This window comes from Salipiger mucosus DSM 16094 (assembly GCF_000442255.1).
In the GTDB taxonomy this organism is placed as follows: domain Bacteria; phylum Pseudomonadota; class Alphaproteobacteria; order Rhodobacterales; family Rhodobacteraceae; genus Salipiger; species Salipiger mucosus.
Map to the genome: position 1 here is coordinate 22283 of NZ_KE557274.1, position 21602 is coordinate 43884.

A 21602-nucleotide genomic window follows, 5' to 3' on the forward strand; every position below is an offset into this window, starting at 1 on the left:
GGCGCATGCGTCAACTATGGGCGCATCGCCAGTAGCTCCGGCTCGTCCGGTATCTCTTCTTGAAACTCCTGCCGCAGGCCGATCTCTCCGGAGCGCGCGTTGATCTCTAGCGAGACATCGGTGCCCGAGAGGGTGGTGACCCGGGCGATGCAGTTCACATCGTGCCCTGCCTCACAGAGGTCTGCGGAAATCATGAAAAGGCGCAGTTCGCCGTCGATCAAATCCGCGGCCTCCGGCACCGTGATGTCCGCGCGCTGGGCGACATCCTCCAGCATGGCTTTCAGGGCCCAGGGAGACGGCAGCATCTCCTCGCCCGACTCCGGCACCTTCTCGATGTGGTAGCGTTGGCCGTGCCCATGCACGCCCCAGCGAGCAAGCGCGTCCTGGACGCCGAAGGTCGACAGATCCTGATTTTCGAACCAGTCCACTGCCTGTTCCAGGCGTGCCATCCTCCCCAGTTCGGGAGCCGTTTCTTTTTCAGGATCGGCAAGCTTCGCCCGGCGCTGGATTTCGGCGTTCGTTGTTGTCGATGGCGATGCCAACCCGACAGCCGCGGCGACATCCAGCATTGCCTCCTCGACCGGCACCGGCTTGAAGGACTCGGACATCCGGTGCTCGAGGACACCGTAGGACGCTGACCCTGTCAGAACGACGCTGGCGAGAACGACTTTCCCGAGTGCCTTGCCGACCCGTTCCATGGGTCGGGGCCCGGGAGGTGCATTCGCGGACGGGACACTGATCCCGACAGTATCTTCGCCATCGAAGAACCTGGTAAGGGCGTTGCGGTTGGCAGTTGTCATTCGGGGCCTCCTGGCTCCGAGGTGCACGGACGGGCGCAAAGCGCCAGCGCGCCGCTTACGAAACCCCGCAGATCACCTGTTCGGCCGCCTCGGTCGGGGTGACATGGGCTGCACCGCAGGGGGTCGAGGACAGGAAAGTGTCGAGGCGCTGGCTGACCACGCAGCTTGCGGGGTCGATCTCGCGGCCCAGGTGCGTCCGGATCTCGCGTGCGACGGCCTGCTTGAAGGATTGTGATTCGGGCATGTCTTCTCTCCTGATTTCATGAATAGGTGAACACGATGCAGAAAGATTAGTTAACAGTAGACAAGAATAACTAATAGATTAAATTCCCTTCACGCACGGAGGTCCCGGTTCTGACCTTGCCGCTTGCGCCCGGGACACCACTTCGCGGGCATCACGTCGACAGAACGCAAGGGGCCGAAACATGACCGACGACATCACCGCCATCGAGACCGCGCAGGAGAACAATGAACGGCTGGGGGATCTTTGCGAGATGCTCAACGAGGTCCGCAACAAGGGCCTGATATACTGGGAGCCGAACACGGACCGCGGCGCCGACGCCCAGCGTGACATGATCGGGCGCATCGATGCATTCCTGACGCCGGAAGGCGACGGGACGCACGATCCCATTGCCCGGGCGAACAACCTTCTGCGCGAGGCCCGGGACCAAGGGCTGATCTATTGGGAGCCCAACACGACCCGCGGTGTGATCGCCCAGCGCGACATGGTCGCCCGGATCGACCGGATGATCGGAATAGCTCGCTTTTCCCCGGAGACTGACGAAGACGCCGCGCCGGCCGGCCCGGGCATGTGAGGGATCGAAATGGTCGACGACATTCGAAAGCACTATTCTGAATTCCCGTCCAAGGAACGGCTCGCCGAAATGCGCGACACGCTTGCCGGACTGCGGGAGCAACAGGATGCGGACTGGATCCTCCGAAACGAGTCCCTTGCAGACAAGCACGCGGGCATCACCAAAGCCCTGGCCCTGGTCGATGACCCGACCCTCCCGGTTGGAGACCGGATTGACGTGGCAATCGCCAACCTGCAGGAGCTTCGCCGGGGCATCGATGCCTATGACCCGCGCGAAGGCGAGCGCATCCAGGTCGCGATGCGCGTGGTGCTCATCGACACCACGCTCGAGATCTTCGCCGGCATCGACCCGCCCGAGGTGGATCTCGAGGAGCCCGCTCCCGAAACCGCGCCGTTCGCGCCATCCTGACCCCGAAGGAGATCGCCATGCCTGAAGCCGAGACCCGCTCAGAGAAGATGATCGAAAGCATGCGGTCCATGCTGCGCACGGCCTACCACGACGGCCTGACGCGTTGTCGGTCTGAAACGAGCCAGGACTCCGTTTACCAGAAGCATCTCGCCGAAAGCGTCATTGCCTGCACCGCACCCGAGGCGCCCCGCCCCTCGGACGATGACCTCTTCATCATGCGGATGACCGTCCTCGCCCAGGAGATCTCGGACACCGTCGAAGCGACATGGCATCCGGACGCCGAGTTCCAGAAGGAGGACAAGGCGTACCTGCTCGGGACCCTCAGGGAGCAAATCGAGGCGGCCAAGGCATTCGTGGACGAAGACGAGCCGCAACCGGCGCCGGGCATGGGCTGATCTCCCTGACCTTCAGCGGCTTTGGTGGGCTACTCCAAGTTGGCTTCGCATTCCGGAATGACGCCGTCCGGCAGGCTGATCTCCATCGGCAGTTCCGCGATCTCGCAGGCATAATCGGCACTCGTTTTCCCGGGGTTCTCCGCCAGCCAGGCGCGCCGGTCCTTCTTCTCGAAATACGCCGCGGCCGCGATGCCCGCCACCGGCACCGAGGAAGACTTCATCCTCGCCTGATTTCGGCGACGGTCATCGAAAGAGGGCCCGGTGAAGCGATCTGCCGGGCCTTTTAACCTGCCCCCAAGTCGAACGTGGTACGCAAATCCTCGAGTTGACGCTGGAGTATTTTCATGAAATTCCTAGAAGGACTGAAGGACATCCTCGTCGCCAGAGAGCCGGGATGTGGCTACTTTGGCGGCGCTGAAGGCGCTATTCGCTTTCTGATCTTCGGAGGCGTTGTCATTGTTGCAGTGGCGGTTTGGCATCTGTGGCCATGATTGCCCGATGCCTTCTGGCTAACCACTTCGAGCGCTGCCAAACGAGATCAGCCTTGGGGTGCTGACCACTACTTGCTCGCCGCACGCAGCCGTCAGTACCCTTGGTCAGGCGGCTCTGGGAAGCGGATAGCCATCGTGGATGACACCGTCGAGCTCCCTGCCCTTCGCCTTGATCGTCGGCTGATCGATGCCCTCCCACTGCTTGAACAGGAAAGCCACGCCGGCATCGGCGCACTGGTCCCGCAGGCTCCGGAACCAATCGGGATCCGCCGGACGGTAGTTCGGTCCGCTCTCACCACCGCTGATGATCCAGTCGAGGCCTTCCGCACCACGCAGGTCCACGGCGCCCTGCAGAGGCTCCATGCTCAGGAAACGCACCTTCGCGGGAATGGCCGTCAGGTGGTGGGCCCGCCGGTCGAACTCGGTCTGGTTCTCAATTGTCGCGCCCAGCCAGACATTGTCGTAGCCGTCTCCCCAGTCGCTCGGCAGATACCGTGCGATATTCTGAGGCCGCTTGGTCAGCAGAAGCCAGTCGAGGTTGGGCATGTCCCGGATCAGCTTCCACAGCTCGCGGCGCCACGAATCCTGGATGGACTTGTGGTTGTCGAAGACGTCGGCCAGCGACGCGCAGAAGACCCGCGGGCGCTCCTCGGCACCTTCGGCCTCCCGGTTCCATTTGATGGGCTTTCCCCAGGTCTTGGTCCGGGTGCGATCCGCATGCGGTCCCCACCGGTTGCCACCGAAACGGTTGTCCCAGGCCTCTGCATAGCAGAAGTCGCAGGCTGCGCTGACCTTGGTGCAGCCAATCCATGGATTGAAACTGTGAGTGGTCCACTCGATGCCGCTGTTCTCGGCCATGATGTCTTCTCTTTCGATGAATAGAGGCGCTCGATACAACAAAATCGAAGATTTCACAATAGCAGGCACACTCGGCGCGGACCTATCCTTACTCCGTCGCCTACCGGATCCGCCTCACGGCCCGGCCAGCCTCTCCATGAGTTCAGATTTCTCATCGAGGCAGGGCGTCACCCCGAGCGCGCCGCGGAAATGCAAGCCGCCGTCCACGACCCAGGCCACCGAATGGGCCTCGTCGACCCGCGGCGGCTCCAGCTTCGACAGCATGCGCCCGAAGGCCTTGTCGGGCACCTGGTCCGGCCGGCCACGGTTCTGCGAGCGAATGGTCTCCAGGTCCGGCTCGAGGTAGACGATTGTCGTGTGCGCACCGTAGCCCCGGAAGAGCGACAGCAACTCCGAGCGCTTCTGGCGGGTCACGTTGGTCGCATTCCAGACGAACTGCTCCCTTCTGCGCAGGTGCTCCCGGGCGCGCTCCTTGGCGGCCTGAACGACTGGTCCCTGGTTGTCATCCGGCGCGATCCCCATCTCCTGGCGGAGGTCGTCGAGGCAGACCTGGTTCCAGGTCGGTGCATTTCCCGCGATCCAGGTGTCCTTCCCGGCGCCCGGCAGCCCGCACATCAGGATCACGTAATTCCGGTAGTCCTCGTGGGCCACGTAGTCGACGTAGCGATCCGGACGGGCCAAGTACTCGATGCGGCTCATGTCGTTCCGGAACGTCCGTGGCGCCCCGAGACACTCGGCATCCGCGAACTGCATCTCCGCGATGTCGATGTTCTCCAGGACATTTTCAGGATCTTCGCAAATGCGGCCATGGATGTCGTGGCGTGCATGCAGGCATAGGTCCGCCGTGTTGCAGGCGTAGGAGATCGAGATCGCCTTCTTTTCAGGATTTCCGCGCTTCATGAGCCAGAACGGCGCCTGGTGGTGCTCGATGAGCCCGCAGACCTCTTCGCGCCACCAAAACGGTGACCCGGCCTCCATCAGGAACCGGCGCGCGATGTCGGCCCCCACGCGGGAGTGCCCCCTCGAGGTGATCGATCCGTCCTCCTCGTGCTGCGTGGTCGCGGGCTTCCCGACATCGTGCAGGATGGTCGCCCAGAACATGATTTCGCGGCGGTCTTCGGGAAGCCCGCGCCAGGTGGCGTCCGACACCAGGCTTTCGACGACCATCATTGTGTGGGTCAAGACGTCACCTTCGGCGTGGTAGCGAGGGTCCTGCGGTGTCGCCCGCATGTCCTCGAATTCGCGCGAGAGCACGGCCTCGATCTCGTTCCAGGCGATGTCGAAATCCGGATCTCTCGGAACGAGAGAGCTCAGGTGGCTGTGCGACGGGCGCGGCATTATTCTATCCTTTTGCGTTCACGGAAAGAATAGATGGCAGACAGCCAATTGTCGAGACTGAACCGGTTCACGCCGAGCTACCCGGTCAAAGCACCTTGCCAAGCATGATGAAACCGAAGGCGAAACCGGCCTGCACAGAGATCCAGAAAAGAATGGATGCCATCTGCCAGACATTCCGCGGGCTTTCGATCTCACCACCGTACGCGCCCGGGGGAAGCAGTGGCTCCTTTGCGATGTACCGGCACACGTTCTCCACCAGCGCGCCGAGAGCGTAGAGTCCGAAGAACGCGGCAACCCCGTAGCACAAGATGTCGGCAATGACCGCGTCCATCCCGTCCGAGCGGTAGGGCGTGACCAGCTGGACAAGAATCCCGCCCAGCGCGCTCAGGCCGCCGGCAAAAGCAAGCACGAAAACGCCTTTCGGAGCATAGCGGTAAACAGCGAGGATCTTCATGGAGGCATCATTGCAGGATATGGTTTCACCGGGGTTTCGATTTCACGAAAATGCAGATGGAGCGAGCTTGCAAGGTGGCCGGACGACCGGTCCTTCCCGGATCGCGTCAGAGCTCCGGGAACAGGTTCGGCATCCATTCCGAGGCAAGCGACGCCGGGAAGTGCAGACGCAACGGTGATCGCGGTCCGTCAGATTGAAGGGCCTCGAGATCGATCAGGCGCGATGTCACCTTCCTGGCCTGCCTGTCGCTCACCGAAAGCATTTCAGGAACCGCGCCGCGTTCCAGCTCGCCTTCCATGAGAACGGCGCGAAGAACTCTGTCGCTGCCTTTCACCAGGGCGCCGCGCGCTTCGTTTTTCTGCGCCCAGTTCACGATCCGGTCCCTAAGTTCCCTAGGCCGCATCAGGCTTTCCATGAAGGCGACCTGGTCGCGACAGCACTCAAGGAAGAACGTCGCGAACTCCGCCAGGCGATCTTCGGACAGCGCGCCTCGTCCGTCCGCTCCGCCCGGGCGTTTCGCATCCGCGGCCGCCAAACGGGACTTGTAGTTGTCGACATTGCGGGCCAGCCCGCGTGACGCAGACCACAGGCCCTGGGACCGCGTGGACTCGAGAAGCATGGCATGCGCGACCATCCTGGAGACACGGCCGTTCATGTCCGAGAACGGATGGACATAGACGAGCCGATGGTGCGCGCATGCTGCTCCCAGCACCTGCCCGACCGAGCCCTGCATTCGGTACATCTTGTGCATGTGCACCAACAACCGCGAGATCGCTCCCGGGCTGGGCGGAACGTGCCTCCCGACCTTGACGTACCCGGTTCGAAACTCACCTGGCGTCGTGCGCACACGATTGCCATCCGCGTCCTCCTGCCAGAGCAGGTTGTCCGGCAGGCCTTCGCAAAAACGACGATGGATTTCGCGCAACGCGACCGGCGACAGTGGGTGGTCAGGCAGCCCACCGGTGTCGATCCATTCCTGTAACCGCACGTGCGAGATGGCCTCCACTTGCAGGTCCCGCTTCTCAGGATCCTCGCTGAAGTCTTCGTGCAATGCCTGTTCGATCTCCACCGGGTGCGTGCTATGGCCCTCGATCAGGTTGGAGTAATAGCAGTTCATGGAACGAACCAACCCGCTCAGGGGCTGACGGACCGCGGCCGGCAGTGCCGATTTCAGCTCGGCAGAGTCTCTCGCAAGTTCGAATGCCAGATCGTTGAGATGGCCTCGATGCCTGGATGCTTCCTCCGGGATCAGAGGCTCGATGTCGAAAGACGTCTCTCCGTCATCTTGCAGGGCCTTGTCGCTTCCCGCCGCCATCTTGGACCTTTCTGAGTTCCGCTTTTTAGTCCGTGTCCTGAACTCGCTTCTGACGTGAAATATGATTATATAGCATGACTTTGCAAGAGATATCCAATATTTCCATCGCAGGACTCTTCCGCATCGAGTTCCGCTTCCTGTGCCGGATCATAGGCCCGCGTCGTCGCGGACGCCCCGGTCCTCACGCCGCAAGAAATGAGCGCGTTGGAAGCGGGCACCGGCTACAGTGGTCGCATGACGAGTGAATCGCTTTCCGGAACGTCCCCACGCACTCTGGCAACGCAGGCTCTGCGAGATGCCCTGGCACACGAACGACCCGACATCGAACTCGACAACAAAGGCTATGCCGCCTCCTATCGCGACGTGCTGTTGCCGCTTGTCTCGGTCGAGGACTTCGAAGCCGATTTGACCGCCGGAGACGGCAACGAACTGGAAACCAAGTTCCGGGCGGCCCATTCCTCCTCGGCCCTCGCCGTCAACTGCTTCGCGCCCTTTCGGCGCTGGATCGACGACCTTGCGTTGCCGTCGTCAGGCGCCGGCTTCACGGGTCTCGAGTTCGAGCGGAAGTGCCCGACAGGCCTGCGCGGAGGGCGGGCGCCGAACCTCGACGTGGTGCTCTCGGGCCCCGACCGCGTTGTCGGCATTGAATCCAAGCTGACCGAGTTCCTGACCCGGCATCGTGCCGAATTCTCAACGGCCTATGTCGAGCAGATCCGTGATGCCCGGCGGGACGGCGGCTACTATAAGGAGATGCTCCGGCTAATCGATGCTCCGGAGAGCTACGAGTGGCTCGACGCGGCGCAGCTCGTGAAGCACGCATTCGGATTGGCGCGGACCTTCCCGGACCAGGAGGTGACGCTCCTGTACCTCTTTTGGGAGCCCGAAAATCCTGAACAGAGCGCGGTGTTTGCCAAGCATCGGGAAGAGGTCGCGGCCTTCGCCGAGCGCGTCGCCGGAACGAGACCGGCCTTCACGGCCATGAGCTACCCGGAGCTCTGGCAGTCCTGGCAGGAGAGCGGGCCGGCCGACTGGATTGACCGACACCTCCGGGACCTACGCGCGCGGTACTCGGTCGCTCTCTGAACCGTCGTCTTAGCCTTGTTCGAGTGCAAGTCACGTCCGCTCGTGAGTCCGGTTGGCAGGTTCTTTCAAAGAAGCACAATGACATCCGCAAGGCTTTGCCGATGTGATCAGCCTCTCCATAAGGTCCAGCGGGGATAATCTGCAGGCTTGAATTGCCGTTTGGCAAATAGTGGGTATGTTACCGCCAAAGGAGGAATCCATGGATATGCAGCTCGTCACCTCGACCCCCGCCACGCCCGCCATATCGGTCATCACCGACGACGAAGCGGCCGCCCTCGCACGGACAACCGTCAACTTGTTTCGGGCCTGGCAGCTCACCGATGCGCAGGCATGCACGCTCCTGGGCGGCATGTCCAAGCGCACCTGGGCGCGCTGGAAGGATGGGCAGATCGGCCGGATCGACCGCGATTTACGGCTGCGGATGGCTCTGCTCATCGGGATCCACAAGGGGCTTCGTTATCTTTTCCGCGATCCTGGGCGCGGATACGCCTGGATCCGTAAGCCCAATGCCGCATTCGAGGGGCACTCGGCGCTCGATCTCATGCTCCGCGGCGAGATGACGGACCTGATCGCGCTGCGCGACTGGCTGAATGCGGAGCGCGGCGCATGGTGAGCGGAGCCGCGACCCCAGTCCGGGTCGACTGGTCGCAAACATACCGGACCATCCGCTCGATCTATCCGCCGATTGACCTGTTCGAGGATATCGCGGACCCTGCGGACTGGGAGGCGATCACGGCCTCAGACGCCAAAGTGAATGGTGCGATGCGTGCATCAGCAGGCGATCTTTCGAAGGTCCCACCGGTCCGCCGCGTTGCCGGGGGCGGGGCGAGCTGGGTCATGGCGCCCTTCGTCCACTGCTCAACCCTTCGGCCGGGACGTTTCACCGATGGCAGCTACGGAATCCACTACGCCGGCGACAGCGAGACCGTAGCTCTGGCCGAGACCATCCATCATCACCAAGTGCTGATGGCGGCCACCGCGGAGGAGCCCGGCTGGACCTCGAATTTCCGCGTTCTCGTCGGATCTATCGACCATGAACTCGACGACGTCGATGCCGTTCCGGGTGTCCGGGATCCGGTGAATTACGGGCCATCTCAGGTCGAGGGTGCCGCGCTCCGCGCCGCCGGCAGCGACGGCGTGACCTGGGAAAGCGTCCGTCATCCGGGCGGTCGCTGCATCGGCGTGTTCTGGCCGGATGTCGTCACTATCCCGGTACAAGGCGCACACTACATGTACCACTGGGACGGGGCGCGCGTGGATCGGATCTGGAAGCACGACACCCGAGAACTCTTCGAAATCGTCTGAAATTGACCGGCTCGGTGTCAGGTGGGAAGTGGCGGGGCGCGATGAATCGCGCGCGGGCCGTGCTCTCCGGCACTGAACGCTGCCAACAAGCAAGCGAGTGAGCCTTGTCCGGCAGCTCGATACGGTCGCCGCGAGGTGCCGGGGGTCGCATTCGCGTTCCGCTTGTTGGGCCGGTTCGAGAAAGTAACTCCGGTAAAATTTATTACTTTATGCCAGATGCTTGTTAACCGAATTCCACCATCGTAACTCCGGCCATGTCCGCTTTGGAGTCCGGTTCGGAATTGCTCCCTGCGCCACTCCACGCACATGGTACGGGCGCTACCGAACAGGAGAGGAAAGTGGACAAAAGAACTGAGCAGCTCACCCGGATCGCGGCCGGGGTTCGAGAGTTCCTCGCACCACGCTGGCCAGCGATCCATGCCGAGCTGGACCCCATCTCACCTGCACCTGCCATTCCGTCGACCCATTGCTGCCGCGAGAGCTCTGTGTTTGGGCTGATCGTGCTCGAGGCGTTGGGCTTCGAGGGGTGGCGGATCGAAAGCGGCGATGTCCCGGTCGACGAGAGCGACACTGACCTACCGCTCGACATCCTCGATATCCGTGGCCTGGGAGTAGCGGACGACGGTGTAAAATCGATCCCGCACACCTGGCTCGTGAACGATGACGAAGATCTCGTGCTCGACCTCACGGCCGACCAGTTCGGGTCCATCCTGGTGTCGACGGCGGATGTGGCGCTCCTCGAGACCGCTACCACGCTGCGTGAAACCTATGTACCGGAGATTTCGGAGCACGCGGAAGACTCCTGGTCCGATACACCGGACCTGATCAGCCGCCCGGTTGCCTGGACCAAGGATCCTGAATTTTCAAAGATGTTGGCGACCCTTTCGGACGATCTTTGGATGGTCGCTGATCTCGACCGGGTGCGGTCGGTCCCGCCGGCCGACATCCACGACGCGATCAGTGAAATCAGGGCGTGCTCCTTCGATGATTGGATGCCGACCGACCCCATCAGTGCGCTGGAAAAAATCGAACTCTATCGGAAGCTGGATGCGGCCCAGGCATCACGCCCCCACCCGCAGGCCCGCCAGGACGCCACAGAGGCCCTCAGGGATCTCCTGAATTCCACGGCCGCCGCCGGCGCGCCCTGGGATCCGGCAACGCCTGGTGCCGACCCGGAGACCGAGCGCGCCTACGTTCTGGCGGCCGCAACGTCCTATCTCCTCCGAGAAGACGAGATCGCGCGTCGGGTTGAAGAAGCGTCCGCACCGACACCTTGAAGCAGCGGATATCTGCAACCGCCAACAGAAATGAAAACCTGAAAAGTCATTGGAGGAAAAACATGACACATGACCAAGACGCGAACATGGCGTCCCGCGGAGAGAAGGAACGTGAAGAGCACCTGGAGAAGGTGATCGAATTTACCAAGTTGGCCCGGAATCTAGGGCTGTTCGGCTGGCAGCCTGACACCCGGGCCGACGCGGACCTCAAGGAGCGACTCATCGATTCCACCCAGGCACTGATCACGTCCGCTGGCACTGGCGACATCGAAACCGAAATTCACAACGCGACCGAGACGCTTCGGGAAGTTCGGGACCTCGCGCTCGTGAAGTGGAAGCCTGCCTTCACAATCGACGAGTTCGAGAAGACGTACATGTTCGCCCAGATCGACGCCCTGATTGGTGAAGAGCCGCACCCGGATGCCGAACCCCGCCCAGAGATGGAGCAGCCGGAGCTTCCGGTCTGGATGCGGATGTGATCTCACGCATCTGGCGGACGCGGGCCCTGACTTGGGCTTGGTGACCTCGCTCGATAAAGGCCCGCCTTCCAGCCTGGCTCTATTGGGAAATCGCCCGTCCCGGCCGTCTGGACCAATGGGACGGGCTTGCGGCCGTTACCCCCGCACCACGTAGACCGAGCACTTCGCGTGGGTGACGACGTGGCTGGCCGTGGTTCCCAGCAGGTAGTCCTGGATCTTGGGGTTCGCGGCCTCCATGACGATCAAGTCCACGTTTCGCTCGGCGGCGAGTTTCACGATTTGACGGTGCACGGAACCTTTGCGCACGATAGTCTCCAGCTCCACGCCCTCGGCGGGGTTCTGGGTGATGAACTTCTTCAGCTCGTTCCCCCAGTAGGCGCCGGAATCCCGGATATTCAGGTTGCGCTCCATTTCAGGCGCGACCGTGGCCACGATCAGCTTGGCGTCGCGGCGCCGGGCCATTGCAACGGCCTCCTCGTAGGCGCCGGTGTTCCATTTCAGGTGCCTCAGGTTCACGGGGCAGAGGATCAGTTTCGTATCGCGGGTCATGCGAATTCCATTGTCTCAAATGGTCGGAATCAGGGGGCAGGATCGGGTCGCGAGGAATCGCGCGCGGGCAATGCTCTGCGACGGCGAACCTGTCAATCCGGGATCGTCGGGCGGGGAATGCGTTTTGTCGAAATCGCGGCCTCCGGGAGACAGGGCCGGGCGCCGACGCCGCCCGCTTCCCCGAGGAGGAAGACGCGGCCAACCGGTGGCCGCGTCGGAGCCTTACCGGTACAGCAGGACCGGGATCTTCACCGACTGGATCATGGCCGTGGTCGTGGAGCCGATGATGAGGCTCCTGACGCGGCTGTGGCCATAGGCGCCCATGACCAGGAGGTCGAAACCTTCCTCCTGAACCACCTTGTTCAGGGCGTCCTCGGGCTCGCCCGACGAAGTGCGCGCGGATGCCGTGAGATCGGCCGCGCGGAGGCGTGCGACCGCTTCGTCGGCGAGCTTGCTTGCGCGCGCGGGGTCCTGCGACACGCTCAGCACGCAGACATCCAGATCGCTGAACACCGGGCTTGTGCAGATGCGCTCGATGGCCACCTTGGCGCTGGCGCTGCCGTCGTAGGCGACGAGCACTTTCGAAATCGGGCGAAATTCCCGCGACGCCACGAAGACCGGAACGGACGAGGCGCGCACGATCCGCTCGAGGTTCGATCCAAGGTGACCTGAGGCGAAATCGGCGCCCTCGCCGCGTTTCCCGATGGTGATTGCACGAATGCTTCCTTCGAGGGCGCGCACCGCCTCCAGAAGGTCGCCCTTGCGGAGGCGCGGGGTCACCTCGGTGATGCCGTCCGCCTCCAGGATCGCCTTCGCGTCCTCGAGGATGGCATGGCCCTTGGCCTGGGCGAGTTTCGCCCGCTGTTCATCCATGGAGGTCAGCTCTTCCAGAAGAGCCGTTCGCGCGCCCAGGCGAAGCGCCCCGGAAAGGTCCGATGAGGCGGCCCCTTCGCGACGACCGAGAACGTGCATGGCTTCCACGCCCGCATTCAGTTTCTTGGCGATCCAGGCGGTGTGATGACAGACGCTTTCGGAATACTGCGATCCGTCCAGCAGTGCGAGTATCTTGTCCATGTCGTCCTCCCTCAGTGTCCCAAAAGCTCGTCCATTGCGCCCGGCTTGTCATGGATGGCGAGCTTATCGACAAGCGTTTCCGAGGCTTCGTTCATGCCCACCACCTCGACATCTGCACCGTCCCGGCGGAATTTCAGGATGGCCATGTCGAGCGCCTGGACCGAACTGATATCCCAGATATGGGCCCGGCTCACGTCGATGACGACGCGGTCGAGCGCCTCACCGAAATCGAACCCCTCCGCGAAGTCCTCCGTGGATCCGTAGAAGAGCTGCCCCTCGAGCACGTAGGTGCGTTCACGCCCGTCGGCCGAAAGCGTCGAGGACATCCGGAACAGCTGCGCGATCTTGCCCGCGAAGAAGATCCCCGACAGCAGGACCCCAACCAGCACTCCGATGGCCAGGTTGTGCGTGTAGACCACGGTCACGACTGTCGAGAGCATCACGATAGACGACGACCGCGGATGCACCTTGAGCGCCTTGATGGAGGACCACGAAAAGGTGCCGATGGACACCATGATCATGATGGCCACGAGGGCCGGCATCGGGATCCGCGCGACGAGGTCCCCAAGCCCGACCACGAGGATCAGCAGCACGAGACCGGCGGTGAAAGCCGACAAGCGTCCCCGGCCGCCGGATTTCACGTTGATGATCGACTGGCCGATCATGGCGCATCCCGCCATGCCCCCGATGAACCCGGTCGCCGTGTTGGCGATGCCCTGCCCGATGCATTCCTGGTTCCGGTTGGATTTCGTGTCGGTCAGGTCGTCGACGATGTTCTGGGTCATCAGGCTTTCCAGGAGCCCGACAACCGCCACCGCTGCCGAGTACGGGAAGATGATTACGAGCGTCTCGAAGGTCAGCGGAATGTCCGGAATCAGGAAGACCGGCAGCGTGTCGGGCAGTTCGCCCATGTCACCCACGGTACGGACCTCCCAGCCCATGACGACCACCAGCGCGGTCAGCACGAGGATCGTGACCAGCGGCGACGGCACCGATGTCGTGATGCGCGGAAACAGGTAGATGATCGCCAGGCCCGCGGCCACCAGCGCATAGGTCAGCCAGGTCACGCCCTCGTTCGCAAAGTTGAGCTCGGGCAACTGTGCCATGAAAATCAGGATCGCCAGCGCGTTCACGAAGCCGGTCATGACGGATTTCGACACGTAGCGCATGAAGCGCCCGAGTTTCAGAAGCCCGGCACCGATCTGCAGGAGCCCTGCCAGAACCGTCGCTGCCAGCAGGTATTCGAGGCCATGGTCGCGCACGAGCGTCACCATGAGCACCGCCGTGGCCGCCGTCGCTGCCGAGATCATGCCTGGCCGGCCGCCCGTGAAGGCAATCAGGACGGCGATGGAGAAGGAGGCGTAGAGGCCCACCTTGGGATCCACGCCGGCGATGATGGAAAAGGCGATGGCCTCGGGGATCAGCGCCAGAGCAACAACGATGCCGGCAAGCACATCCCCACGGATGTTGCCGAACCATTGTTGTCGGTAGTCGGAAATAGAGATCATATGAACAGTCCATACCCTGTGTCGGTGCGCCTTTCGCAAGACGGTCCGGCATTTCAGTTTGGGCTTGTCTAAGAGGTTGTCCGGCGGATCAGCGGCCGGAAGAGCCACCCGGGCTCTCACCGGGTCCTTGCGCTATCTGGCTTGCGTAGACCGGATTCTTCGATGGAACTCAAGCCAGCGGATCCAGATTTCTCAGCCTCGAGACAGAGAGCCGCCTTCGAATGCCAGTGTGCGCAACCTGTTGCTCGGCGCGCCGCCATTCGTCCGCGCAAGATACATCAGGCAAGGCACGAGCTTGTGGGTGTTGACTGCTGAAGCATCCACCTGGATCGCCTTGTCGCCGATGCGAGCCGTCACGGTGTCACCGTCGACCTCGAGGCCAAGCGGTTCGCAAAGCTCTTTCAGGTGCTGCTGCCTGTCGGCCCTTTGTGCTTCGTTTTCAGGATACATGATTTTCTGCCTCCCATGCTTGTTGGTGAGTTCGGGCCCTCTCGAGATCATTGAGCTGCTGGACCGCGGACTTGCGGTGCTGACGGGGCAGCGGCATGACCGTCGCCAGGACCCCGTACTGGAACGCGAAGATGGCATTCTTGGTGACCCGGTAGTGGGCGCCGTTGCCGTGGCGGGATCGCAGCCAGTCCAAGTGGCGTCGGAAGCGGCCCGAAAGTCATCCAGGCACCCGCCCGCGAGGGCCCGCTCCGCCTCGCGCTGGGCGGCCTTCTTCGGTAGCCCGAGACGCTGCCGGATGCGGCGCACCGCGTGGATGGAGACCCAACGATCCGCATCGGGCTCGGCATCGATGGCAACCCCGGTTTCAGGATCCACCTCGGGGAGATCGTCTCCCATCAGGATGCCCTGGTCCAACGTGTTCGATTGGCCCGCCATGTGTCGCTCCCCCATTTTCAGGATGTTTCGCGCGCCGCGCGCTTTCCCATGAGGCGATCATGGGCCCTGGCGCGACTGATCGCGCCGACGATAAAGATCGACCCATAGACGACAGCGCCGACGGCAAGACCAATGAGTCCGCCTCCGACCCCGCGCTCGAAGCCGACAATACCGGTGATCAGCGTCATCACGACGGCGAACCACACTCCGGGGTGGGTTCCATACTCCGGGAGATAGCCGGAGCCACGGCGGATATCCTTGAACAAATTCTTCATGCAGAAAGTCATACGCCCCTATTCAACGTGCCGCAACGACAAAATGAATAGAATAGTTGACATGACCTCACTATTCTTTAATAATCCATGGGAAGACGAGCCCGGCGCCCGCAAAGGAGAAATCATGGCAAGTATTCCCGACATGATCCGCAAGGGTCGCTCCACGGATGGGCACACCTCGGCGTCCCTTCTCCGTCAGACCGCGGAGGCAACAGGCGCCATCCATGGCTCGGAGGAACTCCTGGCTGCGGCTGACCGGATCGACACCCTGAATTCCGCGCTCGAAATCATGATTTCCTCTGTCGGCCGCGACGAAGACCTAGAAGACGCTGTCAAAACCGCTCAGAACGCAGTGCAGCAATCGCGGGTTTCGGCTGACCGCCAGTCGGTCGACCGTACCCCTGGCGCTTCGGCGTCCGTGGATCGGACAGCAATCGGCGTGAGTGGTTTTTCCGCAACCGATGCCGAGCGCAGGCTTCAGGACCTGGCAAACCGCGGCTACCAGAGGAACCGTGCCTTTCTGTTCGAGCATGACGGGGAGCCCATCGTCTGCGCGTTCGTCACCGATGCAAAGGATAATCCTTTCGCGATGACCTTCACGCCAGACGGGCGTGTCACCATCCTGACCGCAGCATTCGCCTGCATCGAGTTTCGCAGCCCTGTCATGGATTGGCTCACCGAACTGACATACGATGCGCTCGAGGTCTGGGAAAACCTTGGCGACTTCTGGACCGGCGAAGGATGGGAAGATCTCGAAAGGCACGCCGACTACATCCTGAAAAAGGAAGCGCCGGAGCGCGAGGCCGAGCCGACTGCTGCCGTCGCGGACGTGGCCCATGCCGCGAGGCTCTTGAGCGATGCCTTCCGGGACGACCACCACCCCGCCGATTTCAAACCGGCATGGGAGGCCTTTCAAAGCGAGCTGTGGCAGCGCGACGGAAGCATCTACGCCGCCCAATCAGCCTTCCTGGGCACCCTGTCCCGATCTTCGTGACGACGCCCCTCCCCAGCAAGCTACCAATCGAGACAAGAAGGACTCCCATGGCCGCTTTCCAAATTCCAGATTCTTTTTATCTCCAGCCACGCGCCGAAAGCCAGGATCCGGAGACATCGGGCTGCGCAGACTGCAAGGCCGCGGCGGATCGCATCGAAACGCTCGAGGAGGCGCTGAGAAACCTGGTCACCGCGATCAGTTGGGATTGGGATCTCGATGGTCCCCTAGGGGTTGCCAGGACGGTCCTTTCGACTTCGGAAAAGGATCAGGCCGAACAACCCTTCGAGGAACGCCTCCGGACGACCCTGGATGAAGGCAACTGTCCGACCGCGGTCATCGCGGTTCTCGATCTCGGTCTTACAGTGCCCGTCGTGGCGGGGATCGTGGTGGATGCCAGCGGGGAAAAACGAGAGGTCCAATTCCATGCCAACGGGACCTACGACGTCATTGGCCACGGCGACAAACGGATCCCGTTCAATCGCCGGACGGTGACCCAGATCGCCACGCTCTACCAACAGGCCGAGGACGTCTGGGACGAGTTCGCGCACCTTCGCGGGAAAAGCTGGTCGAAAATGATCACGCCCGTGCGCCGGGCCCCGCACTGATCTCGAAAGCGGATTTTTCAATGAAGATCGACTACAACATTCCTCCCTTCGAGACGGAAGCCGATGTCCGCCTCGCAGACTCCATGCTCTACGCCGCGCTGGTGGAAGAACTCGGAGACATCATTGAGCCTTTTGCAACCCTGCATGAGCACTCGGGCGACCGGCCTTTGTGGGGACGCGACCGCTTTCGCAACCGGGTCAGTCGGATCGCAGAATGCGTCCATGCCTATTCGGATCCGTCCGTACTCTCCGCGCTGGACGATGCACGGATCGTCTCTCGGCACGCGGTTGCTGACGAGATGGATCGCCTCGCACGACAGGGGGTCGGCGCCGTTCTTCGCAATATGCGCGATCCGGTCGAGCGGGTTCGCTTCTGCCAGCCGGGAGATCGCTTTGAAAGCCATGCAACTGCTATCGGTGCAGACCGCTACGATCACGATGTCCTCGTCCAGTCAAACCGGGATCTGAAATACTTGCGCAGGTTTCTTGTGGTGGGCGGCGTAATCGCCGGGGAAAGCCCCGTGAGACACTGCAGCGAAACCCCGCTCGACGTGCTTGACCCCGAAAATCGGGATCGGCAGTCACGTCTTCCTTGGAGTGAACTCGAACCCGGGGACACGGATGCCTTCGCTCTCCAGAGAGAGATCGCGAACGGTCTCCTTTCTGATTTTCCGCTCGCCTCCGGGGCTATCGATGTTGGCCTGTGCGATGACCCGGACGTTGGCCCCGCCGCGTATATCGAGTCGGTTACCGCGGGGCGGCCGGGGGATCTCGATACATTCTTTGCAGACCCGCGCACCTATGCGCGCGCCATCGCCGAGAACCTTCACCTCATCGAACCCGCATTCGCAATCGAGCCCACCGCGCAGGGCGCGGAGTTCTGAGGACATGGCCATGGTGACCTTTCATCTCGGAAAACCCAAGCGTCCCGGCGTCCTGCGGTTCATGCACGATGGCTACTGGTTCAAGCCCGCGGGGACGTCCGGCTACCAATGGCAAGCCCACGACGCGCCGCGCGCAAAGGAGAGCCGCGTGATCCGCTGGTACGGGGTCACGATCCGCGGTGTGTTCATCGGCTTCCTCATCGCCCGAAAAAGAAAGAGTCCGGACATGAGTGGCTGTGAACAATCCAGTAACAGCATGGCGGCCACGACCGTCGGGAGGGAGACCTGATGGTGTTAGGGGTTCTTCTCGGTGCCTGGCTCATGGATCGCCACCGGTCCTGGCAAGGCATCTGGATCGCCGTTGCGACATTGATGGTCCTCGAGGTCCTGGATGCGCTCTACGGCGCCGGGATCGGTCGCAGTCTCGGTGAGGCGACCCGGGATCTGTTCACCGGAGGCGCAGCATCATGAAAATTCACGATTTCCAGGAAATGCTGGCCCGAGACCTGGCTTTGGAGCGGGAAGGACTCGAGGCCGTCGTTGACGCGCGCCCGGAAGGCCCGGCCATTGTCGGGAAACACCAGGCGAGGAACTATACCCACCTGAAAGCGGTGATTGCCGAAGCCGACGAGGCCTGCCCGCGCGCGGCGGAAACGATCCGCTGGTTGATCTGGCATTCGGTGCTGGACCTCGTGCGCATGAAACAGATCGCAGACGACCTCGAGGAGGACAAATCGTGAGCCATCCAAGTGCGGCCCCCGGCCAGCTCAAGATCAAGCACGGCAAGCGAGAGGGCGACCTGTTCTTCTGCCATGGGCCCGGAACGGCAAAGGCAGATGTCCACCTGCTCCTGGGCGCGTTGACCGAACGGGTGTGCGAGCCGGATTTCGGCGCCCGCTACCGCATGGAGCTCGACGGACAGATGGCGGACAGCATTCTCGCTCAGCTTGAAGCGCGCGGGTACGACCCGACGACCCTCGAGATCTCGATCCGCAAGAAAGAGGAGGTGCCGGATCATGGCCATTCCTGAAACCCATCCGATCCGGGCTCGCCTGGCCGAACACCTGTACGCTGACACGCCGTGGCTGCCGGACGCGCTCGCGATTGTCGAAGGAGTTGGCGAGCGTGAGACCTACACCATCGGTGACCTGCTGGAGCTCGCCGGCAGAGACGAGCTGGATACGAGGACAGTGTCCGCGGCGGTGTTCCTGTCCAGTTGCAGGTGCGCGATTTTCAGGGCGCGGATCGTGCTCCGAAGTGACGATAGGGACGTCGACCTCGCTCCAGAGGTGTCAGATCGCGTTCTGAACAACAAACCGATAACCCATCCAGTGACCGGCAAGATCCTGGAAGATCCAGCCAGGCACGCGTACCCGCGGTACGACCTGCGGGATGTCAACGAGATCTGATGCATCGCCCGGGCGGGCGCACCCTGAAACGGAAGAAGGACGCCAGATGTACATTAACCGGACACTTTGTGACCCCGAAATGGATCGCATCGACCACGCGCTGGGCCGGCCGCTCGACCCGACGCAGGAAACGGACCGAAACGGCTTCCTGACCAGCTACGAGGGACCGGAGGCGGAGGAGCTTCGCCGGTCACCCTACTGGACAGACGGCCGGCGGTGGCTGGGTGATAGCGAAGCCTTTCATGTCACCGACTGCGGCCGGGCGGCGCTGGCGGCATACCTCGAGAAAATCGGCGATCCGCATCGCAAATTCGTGGTGACCTTCGACGGCCATGCCTCCGACGTCATTGCCACCGGCCGGAGCCAGGCGCGCTACAGGCATTTCCAGGAAGTCTCGGATGCGATCCCGATCAGTTTCCGCGACTTCTGTCAGCGCTCATCAGTTCGGGTGGCGGATGTCCGTGAAGGCCTACGTGACCGTTGAAAGCCATTGCGATGAGTGTAAAATTCTCTTTGTCACTTGTCGCAATGGCGCTGAGGATCCCGTGACCACGCAAGCGAAGACCCTAACTGTCGAACTGTCGATCCCGACGTCGCCCGAACCGTGCAGGTCCTCGGGGGTGACATTCTGCCGGAGCTGCGGGTCCACAATGCGCTCGAAGCACACGACCTGCTGTCGCGCGGACTTCCGTCGCCGGTGCTTCGTCACCTTGTGTCGTCCGTTCCATTCTTGAAAGGCAACATCGAGGACCTGATCGGGATCAGCTTGCGCACGCTCCAGGCGATGTCGGAATCCGATCCGCTCGACGCCGAGCAGAGCAGTCGTGTCTGGCAGTTCGCCGAGATCCTCGGCCGGGTAGAAGACCTCATGGGTGGCCGTGAAGAAGCAGAGGAGTGGCTGAAGACGCCGGCGATGGCTCTCGACCACCGAAAGCCTATCGACCTGCTGAAAACGCACGCCGGCCGCGAAGCAGTCGAGGATCACCTCACGCGCCTCGAGTACGGCGTCTACGCGTGAGTGGGCGACGTCATGGAAGGTGAAGTTCAGGAGCGCCTCGCACTGGATCCAAGATTGGCAACGACCACTCCGTAAGAATTGTCAACATTGATGATCTATTCTTTTCTATTGGGATCTTGTTCTTTGGTGTGCTACCAAAATGTTAACACGGATCGAAGTGATGGAATGCCGAGTTTTTCGAATATCCACGTTGGCTATAAAGGTCGGAACTACGCACGGATGCTGATGCCGGGCGCCGAAAAGACCTACGGCTACTACGCGGTGCAATGGTGGACCGAGAGCTCGGATGTCCTCCTGTCCGGTCGTGACGATCTGGAAACCCTGCATGCCAAGGTTGGCGGCGAGCTGGTCGATTTCGACGCCAAGTCGGTACTCGAGGCCTCTCAGGAAAAGGGCTGGGACGGCCTTGCGCCGGTCGGCGCGCAATTCTCCCGGAAACTGGCCGTGCTGGTCTTCGACTTATGACCACCAAACTGGCGGCCATCGCAGACCTGCACCTGGATCTCTGGGCAGAGGCCCACCTCGATCCGTTCGAGCACCTGGATCCCGAGATCTGGAAATCCGACATTGTCGTCCTGGCCGGCGACATCTCCAACAACGGTGCCAAGAAGTGGCACCGGATGCTCCCCGCGGTTCTGGACCGGGTCGATCCCGACCGGGTTCACGTGATCCCGGGGAACCATGACTACTACGGGCATCACCTCGACCGGGAAGACAAGCTGAAGGCGGCCTGCGATGACCTCGGGTGTCATTTCGCGCAGAATGCAGAAATCAGGATCGACGACAGCCGCCGCGTCCTGGCATGCACTCTGTGGACGGACTACGCGCTGGGCGGCAGAAACCTCGTCTATGCCAACATGTACGATGTGAAGCAGCGCATGAACGATTTCAGGAAAATCAGGATCAGCAGAGACGGTTACCGGCGGATCCGACCAGAAGACCTCCTCGACCTGCACAAACGACAGCTTTCGTGGCTCAAGGGTAAGCTGGCTGACGGGTTCATCGGGGAGACAACCGTGGTCACGCACCATGCACCGCATCCCGACGCCATCTCGACCCCGGACAGCGACGTTTCCGCCGCCTACGCGTCTGACCTCGGCGAAGTGATCGAACGGTACGGACCGAGGCGCTGGCTCTTCGGCCACACGCACACGCCTGCCAATTTCAGGATCTCCGGATGCGATCTGGCCAACGTGTCGGTCGGCTACCCGGGGCAACGCGACCTCGAAGGCCAACCGCCGCAGTTCGTCTTCGAAGTCTGATCAGGATCTATGGCCCGCTAATTTCAGAGTTTTCTAGCAGCTGACGCAGACGCCAGCACCTGCCCGATTTGCCGGCAGTCGGCTTGCCATTTTCGTGGTATGCTTTCCTCATTGGCGGTCA

33 protein-coding genes and 1 other annotated feature are annotated in these 21602 nt (G+C 62.1%); of the genes, 21 read left to right on the forward strand and 12 right to left on the reverse strand.

Going from position 1 to position 21602, the window contains the following annotated elements:
- Positions 1-14: 14 nt before the first annotated feature.
- A complete protein-coding gene (locus SALMUC_RS06105) occupies positions 15-800 on the reverse strand; it encodes a hypothetical protein (protein ID WP_020042170.1) in 786 nt (261 codons plus the stop codon).
- A 55-nt stretch (positions 801-855) separates the two neighbouring features.
- On the reverse strand, positions 856-1044 hold the full coding sequence (locus tag SALMUC_RS06110) for a hypothetical protein (RefSeq protein ID WP_020042169.1): 189 nt from the start codon (positions 1042-1044) through the stop codon (positions 856-858).
- Positions 1045-1225: 181 nt separating this feature from the next.
- On the opposite strand from SALMUC_RS06110, the gene SALMUC_RS06115 reads away from it, so the two are divergent.
- Genes SALMUC_RS06115 through SALMUC_RS06125 form a run of 3 tightly spaced genes read left to right on the forward strand, consistent with a single transcriptional unit; the run spans position 1226 to position 2418 of the window.
- Positions 1226-1615 carry a hypothetical protein gene (locus tag SALMUC_RS06115; RefSeq protein ID WP_020042168.1) on the forward strand — a complete coding sequence of 130 codons (390 nt, stop codon included), beginning with the start codon at positions 1226-1228 and terminating at the stop codon, positions 1613-1615.
- A 9-nt stretch (positions 1616-1624) separates the two neighbouring features.
- Positions 1625-2023: a hypothetical protein gene (locus SALMUC_RS06120; protein ID WP_020042167.1), complete on the forward strand. Its 399-nt coding sequence runs from the start codon at positions 1625-1627 to the stop codon at positions 2021-2023.
- 17 nt (positions 2024-2040) lie between these two features.
- On the forward strand, positions 2041-2418 hold the full coding sequence (locus SALMUC_RS06125) for a hypothetical protein (protein ID WP_020042166.1): 378 nt from the start codon (positions 2041-2043) through the stop codon (positions 2416-2418).
- Between the two features lie 29 nt (positions 2419-2447).
- Here the strand turns inward: SALMUC_RS06125 and SALMUC_RS06130 are convergent, their stop codons facing one another.
- The gene (locus tag SALMUC_RS06130; protein ID WP_020042165.1) at positions 2448-2639 is read right to left on the reverse strand and encodes a hypothetical protein; all 192 of its coding nucleotides are present in this window, start codon (positions 2637-2639) and stop codon (positions 2448-2450) included.
- Between the two features lie 123 nt (positions 2640-2762).
- Between SALMUC_RS06130 and SALMUC_RS29525 the strand changes: the two genes are divergently transcribed.
- Complete coding sequence (locus SALMUC_RS29525) at positions 2763-2909, forward strand: hypothetical protein (RefSeq protein WP_156883391.1); 147 nt, start codon at positions 2763-2765, stop codon at positions 2907-2909.
- Between the two features lie 105 nt (positions 2910-3014).
- Here the strand turns inward: SALMUC_RS29525 and SALMUC_RS06135 are convergent, their stop codons facing one another.
- From SALMUC_RS06135 to SALMUC_RS06150, 4 genes are all read right to left on the reverse strand, one after another.
- On the reverse strand, positions 3015-3767 hold the full coding sequence (locus tag SALMUC_RS06135; protein WP_020042164.1) for a DUF5131 family protein: 753 nt from the start codon (positions 3765-3767) through the stop codon (positions 3015-3017).
- A 114-nt stretch (positions 3768-3881) separates the two neighbouring features.
- On the reverse strand, positions 3882-5105 hold the full coding sequence (locus SALMUC_RS06140; RefSeq protein WP_020042163.1) for an AAA family ATPase: 1224 nt from the start codon (positions 5103-5105) through the stop codon (positions 3882-3884).
- Between the two features lie 85 nt (positions 5106-5190).
- On the reverse strand, positions 5191-5559 hold the full coding sequence (locus SALMUC_RS06145; RefSeq protein WP_020042162.1) for a hypothetical protein: 369 nt from the start codon (positions 5557-5559) through the stop codon (positions 5191-5193).
- Between the two features lie 106 nt (positions 5560-5665).
- Complete coding sequence (locus SALMUC_RS06150) at positions 5666-6874, reverse strand: Fic family protein (RefSeq protein ID WP_020042161.1); 1209 nt, start codon at positions 6872-6874, stop codon at positions 5666-5668.
- Positions 6875-7069: 195 nt separating this feature from the next.
- Here SALMUC_RS06150 and SALMUC_RS06155 point away from each other — a divergent pair, with 195 nt between their 5' ends.
- From SALMUC_RS06155 to SALMUC_RS06175, 5 genes are all read left to right on the forward strand, one after another.
- Positions 7070-7957, forward strand: a complete 888-nt coding sequence (locus SALMUC_RS06155; RefSeq protein ID WP_020042160.1) for a PGN_0703 family putative restriction endonuclease — start codon at positions 7070-7072, stop codon at positions 7955-7957.
- A gap of 199 nt (positions 7958-8156) precedes the next feature.
- The gene (locus SALMUC_RS06160; RefSeq protein ID WP_020042159.1) at positions 8157-8570 is read left to right on the forward strand and encodes an MbcA/ParS/Xre antitoxin family protein; all 414 of its coding nucleotides are present in this window, start codon (positions 8157-8159) and stop codon (positions 8568-8570) included.
- Entirely contained in the window at positions 8564-9262 is a 699-nt protein-coding gene (locus SALMUC_RS06165) for an RES family NAD+ phosphorylase (protein WP_020042158.1), read from the forward strand. Before SALMUC_RS06160 ends, SALMUC_RS06165 begins: the two co-directional genes overlap by 7 nt.
- A gap of 338 nt (positions 9263-9600) precedes the next feature.
- Positions 9601-10539 (forward strand): hypothetical protein, encoded by a 939-nt coding sequence (locus tag SALMUC_RS06170; protein ID WP_020042157.1) that lies wholly within the window; start codon positions 9601-9603, stop codon positions 10537-10539.
- Between the two features lie 62 nt (positions 10540-10601).
- Complete coding sequence (locus SALMUC_RS06175) at positions 10602-11018, forward strand: hypothetical protein (protein WP_020042156.1); 417 nt, start codon at positions 10602-10604, stop codon at positions 11016-11018.
- 135 nt (positions 11019-11153) lie between these two features.
- Here SALMUC_RS06175 and SALMUC_RS06180 read toward each other — a convergent pair whose 3' ends face one another.
- From SALMUC_RS06180 to SALMUC_RS06200, 5 genes are all read right to left on the reverse strand, one after another.
- Entirely contained in the window at positions 11154-11567 is a 414-nt protein-coding gene (locus SALMUC_RS06180; protein ID WP_020042155.1) for a universal stress protein, read from the reverse strand.
- A 222-nt stretch (positions 11568-11789) separates the two neighbouring features.
- On the reverse strand, positions 11790-12641 hold the full coding sequence (locus SALMUC_RS06185) for a universal stress protein (RefSeq protein ID WP_020042154.1): 852 nt from the start codon (positions 12639-12641) through the stop codon (positions 11790-11792).
- Positions 12642-12652: 11 nt separating this feature from the next.
- Positions 12653-14149, reverse strand: coding sequence for a SulP family inorganic anion transporter (locus SALMUC_RS06190; RefSeq protein ID WP_020042153.1), 1497 nt, complete (start codon positions 14147-14149; stop codon positions 12653-12655).
- Positions 14150-14223: 74 nt separating this feature from the next.
- Positions 14224-14279: a sequence feature (sul1 is cis-regulatory element that is thought to sense ions involved in sulfur or methionine metabolism; They are found in Alphaproteobacteria), on the reverse strand.
- Positions 14280-14341: 62 nt separating this feature from the next.
- Positions 14342-14599 (reverse strand): hypothetical protein, encoded by a 258-nt coding sequence (locus tag SALMUC_RS29530; protein ID WP_021119907.1) that lies wholly within the window; start codon positions 14597-14599, stop codon positions 14342-14344.
- 452 nt (positions 14600-15051) lie between these two features.
- On the reverse strand, positions 15052-15309 hold the full coding sequence (locus tag SALMUC_RS06200; RefSeq protein WP_156883392.1) for a hypothetical protein: 258 nt from the start codon (positions 15307-15309) through the stop codon (positions 15052-15054).
- A gap of 61 nt (positions 15310-15370) precedes the next feature.
- Here SALMUC_RS06200 and SALMUC_RS06205 point away from each other — a divergent pair, with 61 nt between their 5' ends.
- From SALMUC_RS06205 to SALMUC_RS06260, 12 genes are all read left to right on the forward strand, one after another.
- Positions 15371-16303, forward strand: a complete 933-nt coding sequence (locus SALMUC_RS06205) for a hypothetical protein (RefSeq protein ID WP_156883393.1) — start codon at positions 15371-15373, stop codon at positions 16301-16303.
- Between the two features lie 47 nt (positions 16304-16350).
- On the forward strand, positions 16351-16908 hold the full coding sequence (locus SALMUC_RS06210; protein ID WP_020042149.1) for a hypothetical protein: 558 nt from the start codon (positions 16351-16353) through the stop codon (positions 16906-16908).
- A gap of 20 nt (positions 16909-16928) precedes the next feature.
- Positions 16929-17792: a hypothetical protein gene (locus tag SALMUC_RS06215; RefSeq protein WP_020042148.1), complete on the forward strand. Its 864-nt coding sequence runs from the start codon at positions 16929-16931 to the stop codon at positions 17790-17792.
- 4 nt (positions 17793-17796) lie between these two features.
- Complete coding sequence (locus SALMUC_RS06220) at positions 17797-18081, forward strand: hypothetical protein (RefSeq protein ID WP_020042147.1); 285 nt, start codon at positions 17797-17799, stop codon at positions 18079-18081.
- Entirely contained in the window at positions 18081-18263 is a 183-nt protein-coding gene (locus SALMUC_RS06225) for a hypothetical protein (RefSeq protein ID WP_020042146.1), read from the forward strand. Before SALMUC_RS06220 ends, SALMUC_RS06225 begins: the two co-directional genes overlap by 1 nt.
- Positions 18260-18532 (forward strand): hypothetical protein, encoded by a 273-nt coding sequence (locus SALMUC_RS06230; protein WP_020042145.1) that lies wholly within the window; start codon positions 18260-18262, stop codon positions 18530-18532. The genes SALMUC_RS06225 and SALMUC_RS06230 overlap by 4 nt, the downstream gene beginning before the upstream one ends.
- On the forward strand, positions 18529-18822 hold the full coding sequence (locus tag SALMUC_RS06235; RefSeq protein WP_020042144.1) for a hypothetical protein: 294 nt from the start codon (positions 18529-18531) through the stop codon (positions 18820-18822). The genes SALMUC_RS06230 and SALMUC_RS06235 overlap by 4 nt, the downstream gene beginning before the upstream one ends.
- A complete protein-coding gene (locus SALMUC_RS06240) occupies positions 18809-19201 on the forward strand; it encodes a hypothetical protein (RefSeq protein WP_020042143.1) in 393 nt (130 codons plus the stop codon). Before SALMUC_RS06235 ends, SALMUC_RS06240 begins: the two co-directional genes overlap by 14 nt.
- A 79-nt stretch (positions 19202-19280) precedes the next feature.
- On the forward strand, positions 19281-19685 hold the full coding sequence (locus SALMUC_RS06245) for a hypothetical protein (RefSeq protein WP_020042142.1): 405 nt from the start codon (positions 19281-19283) through the stop codon (positions 19683-19685).
- Positions 19686-19805: 120 nt separating this feature from the next.
- Complete coding sequence (gene parS / locus SALMUC_RS06250; RefSeq protein WP_020042141.1) at positions 19806-20219, forward strand: type II RES/Xre toxin-antitoxin system antitoxin; 414 nt, start codon at positions 19806-19808, stop codon at positions 20217-20219.
- A gap of 165 nt (positions 20220-20384) precedes the next feature.
- Positions 20385-20684, forward strand: coding sequence for a hypothetical protein (locus SALMUC_RS06255; RefSeq protein WP_156883394.1), 300 nt, complete (start codon positions 20385-20387; stop codon positions 20682-20684).
- Positions 20681-21481, forward strand: coding sequence for a metallophosphoesterase (locus SALMUC_RS06260; RefSeq protein ID WP_020042139.1), 801 nt, complete (start codon positions 20681-20683; stop codon positions 21479-21481). Before SALMUC_RS06255 ends, SALMUC_RS06260 begins: the two co-directional genes overlap by 4 nt.
- The last annotated feature ends 121 nt before the right edge of the window (positions 21482-21602 follow it).